This window comes from Veillonella parvula, assembly GCF_040097785.1.
Taxonomy (GTDB): Bacteria; Bacillota; Negativicutes; order Veillonellales; family Veillonellaceae; genus Veillonella; species Veillonella parvula_D.
Map to the genome: position 1 here is coordinate 173,660 of NZ_JBBNNS010000003.1, position 17,963 is coordinate 191,622.

Genomic DNA, 17,963 nt, shown 5'->3' on the forward strand with positions numbered 1-17,963 from the left:
CTAAGGTCAAAATAATCTAGGGAATAAGTGCTTGTAGATGGCTAGGCCCAACGAGGGCAACGATACCAAGTACCATCATGACCTTCATTTGAATACGCTTTCTACGTCTCATGATGAACCTCCTTTGTGTAGTTTTTTGTCATATCAACTAGATATGTGAGTCCGGACAGTTATCTTGAATTCAATATATCATAAATGAGAAATTTTATCAATAATAATTTATTCTTTTAATATTCATCTTTATTTAGTATGATATTATGCATAGGTAAAAGGTTAATAAGGAGGCTTCTTATGAATAAATTATTCCGATACGCTGCTGCAGCAGTACTCGTTGCATCTTTTGGCATGTTAAGTGATTATACAGCTGATGCAGCGAAGTTTTTAGAATCTCCAAGAGAGGTTACTATTGTAAAACCTGAGTTGCCTGAGATTCCTCAAACCGCTATGGTAGCGCCTGATATACGCGTACGCTTCTTGATTGATAAAAAAGGTAATGTTAAAAATGTTTTCGTAGAGCGCTCTTCTGGATATGCTCCCGTTGATGAAGCAGTAAAAAAAGCAATTTTGCAGTGGAAATTCACACCTGCTATTGGCACAGATCAAAAGGCACATGAATCTATCATTGGGATGACAATTACTCTGCCTAAGCAAGCTGTGAAAGCTAAATAAGGAGAAAATGATGAATAAAGTGTTGCGTTGTATTATCTTAAGCTCATTGTTTGTAATGAGTATGGTAGCTTCTGTGTTGGCAGCTCCATATGATCCACCAGTAGCTATAGCTACACCACCTATTGACCGAGCATTGCTCGCTGCTTATGGTGAAGCTGCTCATGGTGCAGATATACGTTTTACCATCAAGGAAGATGGTTCTGTAGGAGACGTTGAAGTTGTCTCATCTAGTGGCTCTAGTGCTCTTGATGCAGCCATTGTTGATACTATTTCTAAATGGAGATTTAGTCCTGCCACAGATTCTAATGGTAAACCTGTAGCATCTTCTAAAACTGAATATATTGATTTTAAAAACTAATCAAAGGCACTCATACAGAACTGCACTCCAAAAATTGGACACAATTTTTGAAGTGCAGTTTTTGTATGCCAAAATATTCTAAAAAATAAAGTAAGGTTATTCACTTTCATAACATTGGATTCGTAAATTTTAAAAATAAATCAAAATTGTATCTGTAGCAACTGAAAATTACTTTCAAAATGGTATAATAAAAATATAATTATAGATTAGCCCGTGGAGGTATAAGCATATGAATCCATTAAAACAAAAGCTAGATATTAACAATGAACGTTACAGAATTATTGTGTCCATTAAAGAAGATTATTTAGATGGTAAATTGTCCTTAGAAGAGGGCAATCGCATTTTAAAAGAGAAACTAGGTACTTGTACACCTGATGAGTTTGCCTATGCAGAGCAAAGCTTGAAAGGTGTTTACAATGACGAAGAAATCCTAGAGAAAATGGATGATCTCTTAGATCTATTTGATGGCGTTTTGGTGCGTGCTGAAAATGAGTATCCTGAGAACCATCCGTTGTGGGCGTACTTGGAAGAAATCAACGCTGTTGAAAAGGTAGCCCTTGAAGCAGACGAATTGTTGAAACAAGAGAAGTTTATCAAAAATCCGTGGCTCGGTGTTTTTGATTCCTTAGCAGAGTGGAGAACTCATCTATCTCGTAAGCAAAATCAACTGTATCCAATGCTTGAGGACCACGGTTTTGACCGCCCAACGCGCATTATGTGGACCTTTGATGATGCTGTGCGCGATGCTATCTCTGCATCCTATGCATTGCTTCGGGAAGATAAGTATGAAGAATTCCTAGCGTCTGTGCCAGAAACTTTGGCGAAATTACGGGATTTGAATTCTAAAGAACTAGAAGTCTTATTGCCAACATCTTATAAATTGTTGAGTGACGAAGAGTTTGTTCGGATGAGTAAAAATGACCATGAAATTGGTTATGCTATCATCAATGCGCCAGGTTTATATGTAGTGCCAGGTATTAATGATTCTGCGGCGCAATTGAATGGCAATAATTCAGCTCAAGGTGGTGCTGTATCTAACGAATTTTTAAATGATTTAGCTGGCTTGCTATCTAAATATGTAGGCCCTGTTGGTGGGGCGCCCGCTGGTAAGGATGCAGTCCTCGATGTGGCAACGGGTAAATTGACATTAGAGCAAATTAATTTGTTGTTCCGTCATTTACCGGTAGATTTATCCTATGTAGATGAAAATGAACTAGTTAAGTTCTACAGCGATACGGCACATCGTATTTTCCCTCGCAGTGCGAACGTTATCGGCCGTGAGGTGAAGAATTGTCACCCTGCAAAATCTGTTCATATAGTAGAGGAAATTGTAGAGAAGTTCCGTTCTGGCGAACAAAGCCAAGCGGAATTCTGGATTAATAAACCAGGCTTGTTCATCTATGTTATCTACACAGCAGTACGCGATGAAAATGGTAAATTCCGCGGCGTATTGGAAATGATGCAAGACTGTACTCATATCCGTGAACTTGAGGGTTCCCGCACATTGTTGACTTGGGATAAAACTGATTTTGTAGGCGATGGTGGTAAAGAAAAATCCTTGGCTCAAGAGGCAGCAGAAGAGGTAGAAGAAGAACCATTAACAACTGATGCAAATGGTCGATTCCATATCGATGCAAAAACAACATTATCTAATCTAATTAAACAATGCCCGGATATTGTAGATCATTTGATTTCTTTAAATCCTAAATTCGAGAAATTAAAAACACCTATGGTAAAAGTAATGGCTAAGGTAGCAACAATCAAGATGATGGCAGAGCGCGGTGATTTTGAGGTAGATGATCTAATTAGTAAAATCGATGCATTTATCAATAAAGATAAGAAATAATTGCATTTTTTAAACGTGAAAGAGGCAAGTGCTTAGGACCTTGCCTCTTTTTCGTTTAGCTATTTGACTAGTTGATTTGTAAATATAACTAGTTACTTTGTAACTATGTCTAGTTTTTAAGGTGTTCTATTGCATACTAATAGTTTTATGCCGCTAGGTATTAATTTATTACATTACAAATGTGTTGCACTAATTCAAAATAAACATACATTAATTTCCTATAAATCATTTGTTTTATGTATACAAATTTGATTGAAAAGGGTAAAATAGAAAATAATGAAAGTATTTGCCTTAGCAGTGTTTTCATGTACAACATTACTTTTACAAGAGAAATTACTAATATATTTAAAGGTGAGGATCTAGATACTATGTCGACAAGACGCGTTTGGAAGCAAAGTGAAATCAAAACAAACCCATTATTTTCTATGATGCGCAGTACAATTGAAACTGCATTCTATGGGAACAATGTAACTCCTGTAACATCTGTGGCACAAGCGTATCAATTAGCCTCTGAAGAGCCAGGTGTTATCGTCCTCGATATGCCAGTATTTAAACCGTTAGAGCAAGGTTTGCCAGCTGATGCAAAGGTTCTTGTTACAAACGATGGTAAAACTACTGGCCGTTATGCTAAAGCTCGCCGCATTATTGGCGATGAAGGCATAGATGAAGTTGAACTCGCTAACATTGCACGTGACGCAGTATATGATAGCCGCAATAAAGAGTGGATTTCTGCGGAATCTATCGTTGGTCTTGATAAAAAATTCACAGCTCGTGCTCATTTGATGATTCCAAAAGATCACGCGTCTATTTTATATTCTTGGCTTATGAACTTTAAGTTCTTTGATGCGGCTGTAAAAGAATTCTACAACGATAGTGTGGACATTCCGGAAGGCGATATCTATATTTACTCTGATCCTGACTATGTTGTGCCAGGTCATCCAGGTGGTCTTGCTATTTTTGATCCTGCTCATAACTGTGCCATGATTCTTGGTATGCGCTACTTCGGGGAGCATAAAAAAGGTACGCTTACACTTGCGTGGTCCTTGGCAAACCGCTTTGATTATGTTGCATGCCACGGCGGTATGAAACGTTACAACCTTGAAGGTGGTAAAACATATACTATCGGTGTATTCGGTTTGTCCGGTTCCGGTAAATCCACATTGACTCATGAAAAACATGGTGGTCGATATGATATTTCTATCTTGCATGACGATGCGTATGTTATCAATACAAACGATTTGAGTTCTATTGCTCTCGAACCTACATACTTCGATAAAATGCAAGATTATCCTGTGGAACATCCTGCTAATGAATTCTTGTTAACACTACAAAACGTAGGCGTAACAATGGATGAAGATGGTCGCAAGGTTGTATTGGCCGAAGATGTGCGTAATAGCAATGGTCGTGCTATCAAATCTCAATTCTGGACAGATAATCGCGTAAACTACGTTGGTGAACCTGTTAATGCCATAGTATGGCTTATGAAAGATAAAACATTGCCACCTATTCTTAAAATTGATGATCCAGTATTGGCATCTACTATGGGTGCAACGCTGGCAACTCGTCGTTCTACAGCGGAAAAACTGGATGCTCATGTCGATCCAAATGCACTCGTTATCGAACCATATGCAAATCCATTCCGTACATATCCATTGGTTCGTGATTATGAAAGCTACAAAAAATTATTTTCTAAATGTGGCGTAGAGTGCTACATCATGAACACAGGCTTCTTCTTGGAAAATAAAATTCCTAAAGAAGTTACTCTTGATTTGTTAGAGCGTTTGGTGGAAGGTACATTGGAATTCAAACCATTCTGTGAATACGAAAATCTTTCCTATGTAGAGGTACCAGGTTTTGAACCTCCATTCGAAGTACGTGAATACCATCACCAATTACACCAAGCTTTCGAATTCCGTTATGACTATGTGGAAAAACTTAAAGGTCATAAAAACGAATTACCTCAAGAAGTATTGGATGTACTTAAATCTTTAATGTAATCTAAAAATTAAAAAGGACTGTAATAGAATGCGGCTCTATCGCATCCTATATGTAGTTCGTTTAACTTATAAGACATACCAAGAAATTTAGCTTTGTAAGACACTAAATTTCTTGGTATTTTTATTTTTCCCCATGTATATGTAACATATATTTTAGTAATGTATAGCTATAATAGAAATAATGTTTTATTATAAGACTTGTATACGGACATAGTTATAAGGACTTCTATATGGACATAAAAGACATTAAATATATTAGTACCATCGTTGAGATGGCATCATTTTCAAAGGCATCTAAAAAATTATATATTTCTCAGCCGGCGTTGAGTCAGGGGATTCGTCGTATTGAAGCAGAGCTAGGCGTTACGTTGTTTGTTCGTGATCGCACAAAAGTCGTGCCAACTGCTGCGGCGTTACAAGTTGCAAAAGAGGGCATGCCGTTAGTTTTAAAGGCGGAGGCTTTAACGCAATCTATCATTAATCAAGGCACAGATGTAGCCTATCATGTGCGTATCGGCTTGTCTCAATTCTATGGACATCATATGCTTGGGAAAACATTGAAAAGCTTTCAACAGATTGAACCGTCTTGGGAGTTCCATGTTGTAGAGGGTGAATCTCACTTTTTGGAACAGCAAATTTGTGATGGCTTAGTAGATGTAGGGTTATTCCCAACGCCGATTTATTCTCAGGATCTTGAAAGTTATCCCGTTTTAGATGAGCAGATTTTATTGGCCATTAGTGTGGAAAATAAGAAGGCTATAGCCATTGCAGATTCTCTCATGACTGGTGATGGAATTCGAGAAATTGCACCCTTTGGAGCATTTCCGTTTATTTTGCTAAGAGAAGGACTCAAATTACGGACGTTGGTAAACCGTTTATGCCAAGCGGAATGCTTTGTGCCCAAAGCCGTCATTGGCTCTGAAACTCTAGATTCATGCCGGTCCTTGGTAGAAGATGATTATGGTATTACATTCTTGCCGAGCACGCTCAATAGAAAGGGGGATGACGATAAGGTTAAATTCTATCCTCTTGCATCGAAACTTTGTTTCCGCCAATTAGTTCTTGTGGCGAGGTCTGATCGGGCAAAACGTTTCCATTTATCTGAAGTAGCACATATCATGCTGCAATTTTTGTAGTGTATAGGTATAAAGATGGTTAGGTGGCATATCCTGAGGGGTGGATCATATTAATAAATTAATAATTAATATATAAATTAATACGTAAATCAATCAATTAATCAATAAAATAAAGAGACTAATTCCTGTAAAATTTAGGAATTAGTCTCTTTTTATTTATGAAAAGAAACTGAAAGAATCGAATTAAATAAATATAGTAATTATCATATTCTTAGATATAGATGCGTCAAAAATTTCTCAAATTCTAATTGACAAATGTCTTTTCAGAAAATATACTTATAGTAGATTAAAACATATTTAGGAGATAGGATTTAAAACCCATCATTGTAGTGGATTTAAAGTGAATTAAAAGTAGAATATGTTTTTGTTTTTATTGGTTGGCCTATGTAGGCCCCTAGGAGGTTTCAAATGAGTAAAGATGTGGAAAATAAAAATACCCATGAACACAATCATGGTGAACAACATGGTCACGACCATAATCATGAACATCATTGCCACTGTGGCGGTCATGATCATCATGGTCACGACCACGATCATCAACATGACCACGATCATAGTCATGCAAAGGCTCTTCCGACGGATAAATGGGTGCCACACACTCATGAACCAGGGGTACCTCATGAACATGGTGTAAATGACTACATGAAAGCTGTTGCTGAGTATCGTAAAACATGGCCTACAAAACAAGATGTAATTGAACAAACACCAGATCCTGCTGTGCGTGAAATGATTCTTCGTATGGAGCAAATCGGTTGTGATACGGTATTTGACCGCTTTGATAAACAACAACCACAATGTACATTTGGTATTGCTGGTATATGTTGTCGTATCTGTTTCATGGGCCCTTGTAAAATTACACCTAAGAGTCCTCGTGGTGTCTGCGGTGCGGATGCTGACCTCATCGTAGCTCGTAATATGACACGTGCTGCTGCAGGTGGTTTGACTCAACATGGTGCACATGCTCGTGAAATCTTGATTTCTTTGAAAGCTGCTGCTAATGACCAATTGGACATTCCAATTTTAGGGGAAGAAAAAATCCGTACTGTATGTAAGGCTTTCAACATCCCTGAAGAAGGTCGTTCCTTGAAAGAAGTGGCTAATGATTTAGCAGATGTATTGCTCGAAGATTTGAGCCGTGCATTGCCAGGTGAATATAAAACAATTACAGCTATGGCTCCTGCAGAGCGTCGCGAAGTTTGGAAAAACTTGGATATCTTGCCTGTTTCCGCATACAATGAAGCCTTTGATGCATATCATCGTACAACCGTAGGTACAGATGGCGATTGGGAAAGCAACATGAAACAATTCTTACGTTGTGGTCTTGCGTTCACATTCACAGGCGTAGTGGCCGCAGATATCGCTACTGATGCATTATTCGGTCAAGGCGGTCGCCGTACATCCAAAGTTAACATTGGAGCCTTGAAAAAAGGGTATGTTAACATCGCTGTTCATGGTCACTTGCCAACATTGGTTTCTCAAATTTGTAAGATTGGTGCGTCCGAAGAGTATTTAGAAAAAGCAAAAGCTATCGGAGCTAAAGGTATTCAATTCTATGGTATTTGCTGCTCTGGCTTATCCAGTATGTACCGCTATGAAAATGTTATTCCATTGTGTAATGCTATCGGCGCTGAGCTCGTACTTGGTACAGGCGCACTCGATTGCTGGGTAGCTGACGTACAAGACGTATATCCTGCTATCATGGACGTAGCACGTTGCTTCAACACAAAGGTTATCACTACGTCTGATGCAGCTCGTTTACCAGGTGCTGAACACATCGGCTACGATCATCATCACACTAACTTGGCTGAAACAAAAGATTTGGCTCGCAAAATTTTGGATCGCGCTCTTGAAGCTCATGAATTGCGCAAGGGTATGCCTGTATTCATTCCGCCATATGAAATTACTGCAGAAGTTGGTTTCTCTCCAGAATCTACTGTTAAACATTATGGTTCCTTCAAACCATTGGCAGAGGCATTAAAATCTGGTAAAGTTCGCGGTATCGTTAACGTAGTAGGTTGTTCCAACCCTCGCGTTATCTACGAAAAAGCAACTGTAGATATCGTTGATACACTTATTAAAAATGGCTGTATCATCCTTACAAACGGTTGTGCATCCTTCCCATTGATGAAACTTGGCTATTGCAATACAGATGCTAACAAAAAATGTAGCCCTGCATTGCAAGAGTTCTTAGGCGATGATCAACCACCAGTATGGCATGTGGGCGAATGTGTAGATAATGCACGTTCCTCCGGCATCTTCGGTGGTATTGCTGCAGAGCTCGGCCTTAATTTACCACAATTGCCATTTGCTATGTCTAGCCCTGAATGGTCTAACGAAAAGGGTATTGATGCATCCCTTGGCTTCCGCTTGATGGGGATTAACTCTTACCACTGTGTTGAGCCGCCTACACAAGGCTCTGATGCCGTTACAAAATGGCTTAAAGAAGATACTAAGGATATCTTAGGCTCTGTTATGTATGTAAATACGGATCCTGCTAAAGTAGCTGAGAAAATCTTGGCAGATATCGATGAAAAGCGTGCTGCTTTAGGTTGGGCTGAAGTAAAATAGTTTATCTTTTGATAGATTATAATTTGTAGTTAAGTATAAAAACACCCTCTATAGATCTTATAGTTATTATGACTATTAGAATTAAGAGGGTGTTTTTTATTGTTTGTGGATCGATTTTTTACTAGTCTTGTATTGGCCGTAGTATAATGTACTAATTGTTTTAGACCTATTAAAGTGTGATGGTTTCACCATCTTCAGGCACTGCTACATGGCTTTCAATGTTGGTGCCTTTGATAAATTTGCGCACATCCTTACGACTTGTTGCAGTATGATTAACTGTATCCATGTGAACCGCAATAATTTTAGCCTCTGGTTTACGTACCACCATGCGGGCAATATCTTTTGTACCCATAATAATACTATCTTCAAAGCCTAAAATTTGAGCATATCCAGTGTTCATAATAATAACGTTAGGGTCGAAGCGAAGGAGGGCCTTCTCTACATCACTTGTCCAAACTGTATCGCCTACAAGGTACACAGTTGGTTCGTCTGCTGCTTCAAAAATAACGCCCATCGCATCGCCTGCTAATGGTGCGAGAACTGGATTTGCATACATTTCTACAGTGCCGTGGGAGCCACCTGTTTTTCTTAATGTGATACCATTAAACTCCAGACTTTCAAAAATAATGCGTACATCGTTAAAACCTTGAGTAGTAATAAGTTCTTTGTCCGCTGTATTTTGTACAAAAATAGGAAGTGATTTTGGAATAGAATTGATTGCCGTATCATCCCAATGATCAAGATGTGTATGTGTAACTACTACTGCTGTTACATCGTTTAATAGCTCATCCATTGATACAGGCAAATCAACCATAGGCATTCTTTGTTGATAGTTAAATGTTCCTTCAAAGCCAGGATAAGTATCTTTTGGTGCTAAGAATGGATCAATAAGAAATGTTGTGTTTTTTATTGTTAATTTTCCCGTTGCATTTCGAATGTGAGTATATTGTGTCATAGTTATCTCCTTAATTGAATTATTATTGATTTAATTGAATAGATTATTATTTGTAATCTCTAGAATTAGTGTACCTTGTTTTGTTATACTAGTCTCAACAATAATTAACACTCTGTTTATTAATAGACATATTGTATAAAAGTGTCTATATTGGAGGTTTTATGATAACTCGAAAAGAAATGACACGTATATTGTTAAAAGAAGGGTTGCTTAGTTGTTTAAAGAACCATTCTTTTGAGTCTATAACAGTAACATTGTTGTGTAAAACGTCAGGTATAACTCGTTCTACTTTTTATTTACACTATAGTAATATCATGGAAATTGTTGATGATTTAGTGGATGATGCAATCGCTTATTCAAAGCCAGGAATGGTAGATAACAATAATTTACAAACTATAGCTAACACCTTATCAGCTGCTTCTAATTCTGTTTCGTTGAGAGAAGCATACGATTCTATTTTTGATAGATTGCCTTTATGTCAGCGTATTATACGACATAAAAAGTATTTACCTTTATTTTTGGATGAACAAATTTCAGAATATGTATTACAACGCATTATACGGCGTGAAAAAGATCGGCAAGGGCTTGTTATGGCAGAAGCACTTGGGGTTTCATTTGATGTGGGCGTATCTATTTTTTTATTTTTAGTACACGGACTATATGCTGTTAATAAAGAATATAAGTGGTCTCAAAGTGATGAGTGGTTAGAAGCTCAGAAAATTATTTTTGAACTCGTTTATCGTGGTTTACAAAGTAAATAGTATTCAAACTCGCTTATGTTTTAGTATTCTATGAATTTTTTAGACAACGAAAAAAGGACTCCATTGGGAGTCCTTTTTTCATGTAAGGGGAGTGTTAGTATTAATATCAAATGAAACATGTATTTAAACAAGTAGTAGGTTTGGGGTTAGTATTACTTGTCGGGAGATAAATACACGTACGGTAACCAGGGAATTGTTACCTCTATCTATCATTTGACATTATCATTATAGGAAGGGTAAATGAGTTAAAAATGAAGAAATTTAATAAATTTCTTTAAGTTTCTTATATTTGTAAAAAACATGGTAATTAATTTTAATTATTGTTGATAAATATGGGACAATTTTGGTATTATATAAAGGAGAAGTTGTATATTTTATAAAGGTTTATCCACATTAAGCTTTTATAAAATATACAGCTCAATAGCATGAGAGGGGCAGTCATATGAGTAAAATATTCACCATATTAACACTTTTGTGGCTACTCAGTATAGGGGGGACTACTAACGCAACGGACTGGTACTATGTTGGACCAGATGCATCAGGAAACCAATTATTTATTGACAATGACAGTGTACAGAAGAGTGATTACGATGCACTTTTGTGGCTGCGAGTTAATGAACTGGGTGGCGACGAATTGCGATATAAAGTTTATATCAGTAGATATAATCGAACCATGGAAACATTGAAGGTAGATGCGTACATGTCAGACGGGACGCCGTATGAGAATGTAGAATTTAATGAGAATCCTGAGCCCATTGCGGGTAACACAAATGGTCAAGCCATTTACATTTTATTATGGAAATAAAAGAACCATCTAGTACAGCAAACTAGATGGTTCTTTTTATGTGTAAAATATTTATAAAGCATTAGGGAATAATTTATATACTACATCCTCTAGATATGGAGAATGGTATATATGAGGCTTTTAGACTTGAGCTGTATTGCGAGTCAACTCCAAGTCTTGAATCATTTGGAGATCGTCTTGAGGTGAACGACCGCCAGTAGTTAAGTAGCCACCAACCATGATACCGTTTAGGCCACCTTTTAGAGCATAAGATTGTAAGTCCCGTAGATTTACTTCGCGACCGCCTGCAGTACGAATCAATGCATTTGGCAAGATGAAACGGAATACGGCGAAGGTACGTAAGATATCCAATGGACGTAAAGCTTCGTTGCTTTCAAATGGAGTCCCTTTAACAGGATTCAAAATGTTTAATGGCACGGAGTCAATATGTAAACGTTTAAGTTCGAACGCCATTTCTACACGTTGTTCTAATGTTTCGTTAAGGCCAAGAATGCCACCAGAGCAAACACGGATGCCTGCTTTTTGTGCATTATCTATGGTAAACATTTTATCTTCGTAGGAATGTGTAGTACAAATATCTGGGAAGTGACTAGGTGCCGTTTCGATATTGGAATGGTATCGAGTAACACCAACTTCTTTTAATTTGAGTGCTTGTTCGTAAGTTAACAACCCAAGAGAACAGCAGATTTCAAGGCCAATTTCGTTTTTGATACGGCCTAATACGTGGATGATTTGATCAAATTCATCAGGGTTATTAGTATTACGACCACTTGTTACGATGGAAAAACGAATGGCACCAGCCTCTTTAGCTTTACGTGCTGCTTGGAGAATGCTTTCTTCATCCATGAAAGGATACTCCTGAACGCCTGTGTTGTGGTGTGCGGATTGAGCACAGAATTTACAGTTTTCAGGACATTTGCCTGATCGAGCATTAACAATGGCGCATACATCCACAGAATTATCATTGAAATGTTGGCGAATTTTATCAGCCATAGCGAGTAAAATCATAGTATCATCATCTGAAGTATGAATTAGCTCGATTGCTTCTTCTTTTGTAATTTCGCCGCCGTTCATGATGCGGTTTGCAATGGTAAGTATTTTTTCGTATGTACCCACTTGGGATGGTTGTTGATCTATAGGCAAAGCCATAATAGCCTCCAGGAAATTGTTAACTTAATAAAAACATAATATATTGACAATTTGATTGTAAACGTTCGCACATAAATTGTCAACTTAATGCATGAATTGGTTAACAAAAAATATATTATGATTTATATCTTATGATGAAAGAATATGTGCTTATCTTATAATTTATATTTATTAATAGTTAAGAGAAGTTTAGTTTAACTATATCTTTTTGATGCTAAATGATAGTTATTTTTAACTTATCTTTAAGGTTTTGTAGTATAATAAACTATTGTAATTACTATATATAACTATAATAAGAATATTAATGGAGGAGTGGATATAGATGCAGCCGTTTCGATTTATACACTGTGGTGATCTGCATTTAGGGGCACCCTTTCAATATGCTACAGGTATTAGCAGCGCTGTTGATCGCGTTGTAAGTGAAGCAACCTATGTAGCCTTAGATAAAATTATTGATACTGCTATTACAGAACATGTGCATGCTGTCGTAATAGCTGGGGATATTTATAATAGCGAAGACCATAATTTAGAGGCTCAAGTCCGTTTTGTGCGCGCCATGTATCGCTTGGCTGAGCATCGTATTGATGTTTATATGGTACAAGGTAATCATGATCCTGCTGAAAGCTGGAGAGCGCAACTGCAGATGCCAGATAATGTCCATATATTTTCTAGCGAACAGGTACAGCGTTTCCCGCTCATCGTTAATAATATAGAAATTGGTGGCGTATATGGCATTAGTTGTGGTCATGGTAATGAAAGCGACAACTATGCTCGTCAATACAGAGCTTTTGAACGGGATGAGTTTTCCCTTGCTGTCATGCATGGTACTGTAGGTTCTAGTGTAGGCTCTGAAAATCATAATGTAACAGGACCTTGTAACTTAACTGATTTAACAGAGGCTGCCATGGATTATTGGGCATTGGGCCATATTCATAAATCTCAAGTTCTTAGCGAGGAACCTCTCGTAGTTTATGCGGGTAATTCGCAAGGATTGCATCGTAAAGAACATGGACCTAAAGGATGTTATCTTGTATCCGTATCTCATAATGGTCATTGTGATTTGAGATTTATCGACACCTGTGCTGTTCGATTTGAGGAAATCAAAATCGATATTGCTGGCATGCAAAATGAAACAGATTTCTTAGAGATTTTGCGGCATAAAAAAGAAAACTTGCGAAAGCAACATAAGAAAAACATCTTGCTATCCCTCGTTTTGTCCGGAACGGGACCTCTACATCGCCTATGTACGCAAGAGGAGATTCGAAAACTATGGTTGCAAGAGTCTCAAAATGAAGAGAAAGGCAAATCTATATTCGTTATGCCTTACCGTATTATTTCTAATATACGACCTAGTATTAATCTAGTTGAACGACGTTTATTAACAGATGTAGTAGGTGATTACTTGCGTGCTTATGACGATATGGTAGATGGGGATGCGATACAGACTGCGCGTCAAATCATGGGTAATCGTCCTGAATTTAAGCGCTTAGGCGCATATGCCGATTTATTGAGTGATGAATTATTGGCACGAGCTTTGAAACGTTGTGAAATTGAAGGTGTTACTGTGTTGATGGGGGCTAATGATGAACATTAAACGTATACGATTTGATGAATTTGGCCCGTATCGCGACTGGTCTTTCACCACGGGTGACAATGGGGTTCAACTCATGTATGGCCCTAATGAAAGTGGTAAAACATCCTTGCTCGAAGGGATGCGCACCTTGTTATTTGGCGGTACTCATAAGGCTTATGGCCCTATGACGGGGGCCCTTGATGTGGACCGTAATGGTGAAAGTTACTATATCGGTCGTAAGGGTAAGCAGTTAGACTTTTACAGCCCTGGTCATCCTGCCATCCATGAAGAGCCGGCTCAACATTGGTGGCATGGCATCGATAAAAAAACATATAACCGCATATTTGCGTTAACATTAGACGATCTACAAGGCCTTGATGTATTACAAGAGGTAGAGGTTCGTTCTCGATTCTTTGGCGCCGAAGGGGGAGAACACTTAGGTGGAGCTGTTAAGGATGTTGAAAAAGGGGCTACAGACCTACTTGTAGCATCCTCGAATGGTAAACGTCGCATCAATGTATTGATGGATGAGCTTAAAGAAAACCGTCAAAAGTTGAGTCAGTTGGCGGAGCATGAAGCGCAATATGTGGAATTACAAACCGTCTTTCACAGTACGGAGCAAACCGAAATGGAATTGCAAAATCAGTTGAAAGAATGGAAGGAATATCGGGATGGTATCGATGTAGTATTGCGTGCGTGGGATACATATCGTCGCAGTGAAGAGGCGCGTATGCACATGCAGCAGTATAATAGTGAGCTCGCCTTGAGTCGTGATGAGTTCCTACGTCTTGATGAAGAAATAAAACGGGCTCGTGACAATATGCAATTATGGCAGGAAAAGGAAGCGGCATTGATGCCCGCCAACTTTAGTCCTGATAGCCCATTTGGAACTTACGGCCAAGATATTGAAGACCTTATTCAACAAGGTGCTAAATGGGAGCAATTACGCCGTGAGTGCGAAGAAGGCGATGCGTACATCCGTAAGGTTAGAGAACAATTAGAGTTTTCACGCACCTTACATTCTGCGTGGCGTCACGATGAGCCAATGGCAGAAGACATTAATTGGTTTGATGGAGAACGTTTGGCAAGTCGTTTGCGCACCGCAAAAGAACAACTTTTACATTGGCAAGACCGCAAACCTGCAGAGGCTACCGATGAGGTGCCGACGGCGAACCTTGAAGGTGCAACTTTACCTAACTTTAGTGAAGAAGAATTAGCTAAAAAAGAATATTTAGAACGTGAATTAGATCGTATCTTAATGGATATAGATCAAGTAGAGGCTAGACTAGAGGCTAGACGGAATAGTTATGGTTCAGACGCACAGCCCACAATTCTGCCAAAATGGCTACAACGCATTAGTGGTATAGGTGCTGTTATAGCTGTATTGGTAGTATTAGCAGGCCTGTTGGTTCTTGAATCTGCATTATATACTATAGGTGGTTTTATTTTCTTGATTCTATCTATGGGGCTATTCTGGTATGCTACCTGGAGGCTTCATAATGGTAACTCTGATGTGTCTAAATTAAACTATGAGTTACAAATTTTATCTTCCCGTAAATCTGATGTAGAACATCAGCTAGAGGCTTTGATCAAGGCTGCTACATCTACAGTGAGCCCTATACCATCCTTAGAAGGAGAGGCACATCTTGAGCGTTGGATTCAGGAAGGGCATACCTTACAAGGTATTTATGATGAAGCCCTCGCAGCATGGCAAAACTGGTTACCCCGAGGGGCGGCTAAGAGCCTCAACGAAGATGATTTCTTCGGCCTTAAGCAAGAGTATGATCAATATCATGAACAGTTACGTACTATTGAAGGTTATGAAAAACGTTTAGCGGAGCATAAAGAAGGTCTACGCATTATTGAAGACCAAGCGATGACCTTGTGGTATAACCTTGGTGTAGAGGCGCCAGTATCTCCAACAGAGCTAAAACGCATTTATAACCAATATAAAAACTTTCAGCAAAACAAAGTCGTATGGGAACAAAAGGAAGCACAACGTAAAAGTTTACGTAATGAATACGATAATTGGCACCGCAAGGAAAAAGAACTACTCCTTCGCCAAAAAGAATTACTCCATAAAGCTGGTATGGAAAGTTCCAACGAGTATCGTCAACATCTTATCGATGAGGACCAATATAAACAGTGGCAAACTATCTACAAGCAAAGTCAGGTTCAGCTGGATTTACTTGCTCCTGATGCGGAGAATAAAGACCTGTTCTATCGTCGTTTGCGAGAAGGCAACAAAGATAACTGGTTAGATGAATTGGCTCACTCTGAGCGTGAAATAGCCTCTATTGAAGATAAATTGGCTACCTTGTACGAGCGCCGTGGTCAAATCGTTGAAGCAATGCGTACACTTGGATCTGACCAGGAGCAACACCAAATGTTGCAAGAACGAGAGGCTTTACAAAGTGAATTAGAGTCTGCACTAGAAGATTGGGCTACACAAGTATTGATAAGCCATTGTATGGATAAGGCTCAACAATCGTATGAACAAGAAAAACAACCTCATATGTTAGAGCTTGCCTCCTCTTATGTTGAAAAACTAACTGGTGAGAGGTATACGCTTGATATTCTAGGCATTAATAAAGGGGTAGCACTTATCAACAATAATGGGGAACGACTAGAACTTAAATTTTGGTCTAGTGGCTTAGCTGATCAAGTGTACTTGTCATTACGACTCGCCCTAGCTAAGGTATTCTCTTATCAAGTGGAGTCCTTACCGATTATCTTGGACGATATTCTTGTGCGCTTTGACGAAAATCGTCAGCGTAGTGCTTTAGAATTATTGGCTGAGCTTGGGAAAAATCAACAGATTTGGCTCTTTACTTGTCAACGCTCCGTATATGATATGGCTCAATCTATTATGGGCATCGATTGCCATAGATTGAGTCGTAGCTAAATGAATTTCAGACTTGAATTAAAGACTCAGTCAAATTAAAGTGGTAATGAAATAATAATCCCTGTGGAGGCATATGCTTTCACAGGGATTATTAGGGATTATTAAAGAATAAATAATGTAAGTGATTGTAACTAAAGTAACTGTTTTGGTTACCATAGTGTGTTAGTATACATTTAGAATGAAAGGGGTTGAGTACTTGAATACAGCTTATTTGGACATGATCCAAGGGAAGAACCCGGGTGTAACGCCTGTGTGGTATATGCGTCAAGCTGGCCGTAGCCAAGCGGAATATCGCAAAATCAAAGAAAAATATACATTATTTGAAATTACAAAAGAACCTGAGCTATGTGCTCGCGTTACGGAATTACCTGTTAAGGAATACGGTGTCGATGCGGCTATTCTCTACAAAGATATTATGAGCCCCATGGTGGCTATGAATGTAAATGTAGAGCTCAAGGCTGGTGTGGGGCCTGTATTTAGCACGCCTATCCGCTCTATGGCTGATGTGGATAAATTAGAAACCTTTGATCCTACAAAGGTAGATTATATTGCGAAAACGATTACATTATTGACTTCTGGTATGCTCGACGTGCCTCTCATTGGTTTCTGCGGGGCACCGTTTACCATAGCGTCCTACCTTATCGAAGGGGGACCAACGAAAAACTACAATAAGACTCGCGGTATGCTCATCGGTGCTCCAGATATGTGGAATGCATTGATGACAAAACTGGCGGACATGTCCATTGCGTACTTATCCATGCAAGCCGAAGCGGGTGCTAATGCACTTCAGATCTTTGACTCTTGGGTAGGTGCTGTTAATGCAGACCAGTATAAACAAGGAATTTACCCTCATATGGAGCGGATTATAAAGACTGTGAAAGCTAAATATCCTCATTTGCCAATGGCCATGAATGGTGTTGGTACGGATCATTTGGTGTCTATTTGGTCTCACTTGCCTTTAGATGTCATTGCCCTTGATTGGCGTAGTTCCATCGTTATGGCAAACGAGCGCGGCGTAACACAAACGGTACAAGGTAACTTAGATCCGGCGTATTTGTTCGGAGACGAAAAAACATTGGCCCGCGAAGTGGATCGCATCTTGCTCGACGGCGTTCGCTATGGGCGCCATATCTTTAATTTAGGTCATGGCGTATTCCCAGAGGCAGATCCTAAAAAACTTCATTGGCTAACGGACTATGTGCATGAACGTAGTCGTGAGATTTGGACTCAAGAGAGGTAAA

General features: G+C 38.8%; 13 protein-coding genes. 11 read left to right on the top strand and 2 right to left on the bottom strand.

Annotated features, from left to right (window positions below; translation table 11 throughout):
• Positions 1–291 precede the first annotated feature (291 nt).
• From AAA071_RS07015 to cooS, 6 genes are all read left to right on the top strand, one after another.
• On the top strand, positions 292–669 hold the full coding sequence (locus AAA071_RS07015) for an energy transducer TonB (RefSeq protein WP_316581424.1): 378 nt from the start codon (positions 292–294) through the stop codon (positions 667–669).
• A 10-nt stretch (positions 670–679) separates the two neighbouring features.
• Entirely contained in the window at positions 680–1,027 is a 348-nt protein-coding gene (locus AAA071_RS07020) for an energy transducer TonB (protein ID WP_004697914.1), read from the top strand.
• 229 nt (positions 1,028–1,256) lie between these two features.
• Positions 1,257–2,873 (top strand): PAS domain-containing protein, encoded by a 1,617-nt coding sequence (locus tag AAA071_RS07025; protein WP_278456715.1) that lies wholly within the window; start codon positions 1,257–1,259, stop codon positions 2,871–2,873.
• A 368-nt stretch (positions 2,874–3,241) separates the two neighbouring features.
• The gene (locus AAA071_RS07030) at positions 3,242–4,870 is read left to right on the top strand and encodes a phosphoenolpyruvate carboxykinase (ATP) (protein WP_195213506.1); all 1,629 of its coding nucleotides are present in this window, start codon (positions 3,242–3,244) and stop codon (positions 4,868–4,870) included.
• Between the two features lie 230 nt (positions 4,871–5,100).
• Entirely contained in the window at positions 5,101–6,006 is a 906-nt protein-coding gene (locus AAA071_RS07035; protein ID WP_195213505.1) for a LysR family transcriptional regulator, read from the top strand.
• 408 nt (positions 6,007–6,414) lie between these two features.
• Positions 6,415–8,574, top strand: a complete 2,160-nt coding sequence (cooS, locus tag AAA071_RS07040; protein WP_077708012.1) for an anaerobic carbon-monoxide dehydrogenase catalytic subunit — start codon at positions 6,415–6,417, stop codon at positions 8,572–8,574.
• 169 nt (positions 8,575–8,743) lie between these two features.
• Here the strand turns inward: cooS and AAA071_RS07045 are convergent, their stop codons facing one another.
• A complete protein-coding gene (locus tag AAA071_RS07045; RefSeq protein ID WP_195213504.1) occupies positions 8,744–9,529 on the bottom strand; it encodes an MBL fold metallo-hydrolase in 786 nt (261 codons plus the stop codon).
• A 161-nt stretch (positions 9,530–9,690) separates the two neighbouring features.
• Between AAA071_RS07045 and AAA071_RS07050 the strand changes: the two genes are divergently transcribed.
• Positions 9,691–10,290 carry a TetR/AcrR family transcriptional regulator gene (locus tag AAA071_RS07050; protein ID WP_195213503.1) on the top strand — a complete coding sequence of 200 codons (600 nt, stop codon included), beginning with the start codon at positions 9,691–9,693 and terminating at the stop codon, positions 10,288–10,290.
• Positions 10,291–10,732: 442 nt separating this feature from the next.
• Entirely contained in the window at positions 10,733–11,095 is a 363-nt protein-coding gene (locus AAA071_RS07055) for a hypothetical protein (RefSeq protein ID WP_008603073.1), read from the top strand.
• 120 nt (positions 11,096–11,215) lie between these two features.
• On the opposite strand, the gene bioB is transcribed toward AAA071_RS07055, so the two are convergent.
• Positions 11,216–12,244: a biotin synthase BioB gene (gene bioB, locus AAA071_RS07060; RefSeq protein WP_278604517.1), complete on the bottom strand. Its 1,029-nt coding sequence runs from the start codon at positions 12,242–12,244 to the stop codon at positions 11,216–11,218.
• A 322-nt stretch (positions 12,245–12,566) separates the two neighbouring features.
• Here bioB and AAA071_RS07065 point away from each other — a divergent pair, with 322 nt between their 5' ends.
• The 3 genes from AAA071_RS07065 (at position 12,567) to hemE (ending at position 17,962) form a co-directional block, all read left to right on the top strand.
• A complete protein-coding gene (locus AAA071_RS07065; RefSeq protein WP_315308252.1) occupies positions 12,567–13,838 on the top strand; it encodes a metallophosphoesterase family protein in 1,272 nt (423 codons plus the stop codon).
• The gene (locus AAA071_RS07070) at positions 13,828–16,722 is read left to right on the top strand and encodes an ATP-binding protein (protein WP_349234107.1); all 2,895 of its coding nucleotides are present in this window, start codon (positions 13,828–13,830) and stop codon (positions 16,720–16,722) included. The genes AAA071_RS07065 and AAA071_RS07070 overlap by 11 nt, the downstream gene beginning before the upstream one ends.
• Positions 16,723–16,918: 196 nt before the next feature.
• Positions 16,919–17,962 carry a uroporphyrinogen decarboxylase gene (gene hemE / locus AAA071_RS07075; RefSeq protein WP_315308254.1) on the top strand — a complete coding sequence of 348 codons (1,044 nt, stop codon included), beginning with the start codon at positions 16,919–16,921 and terminating at the stop codon, positions 17,960–17,962.
• Position 17,963: the final 1 nt, after the last annotated feature.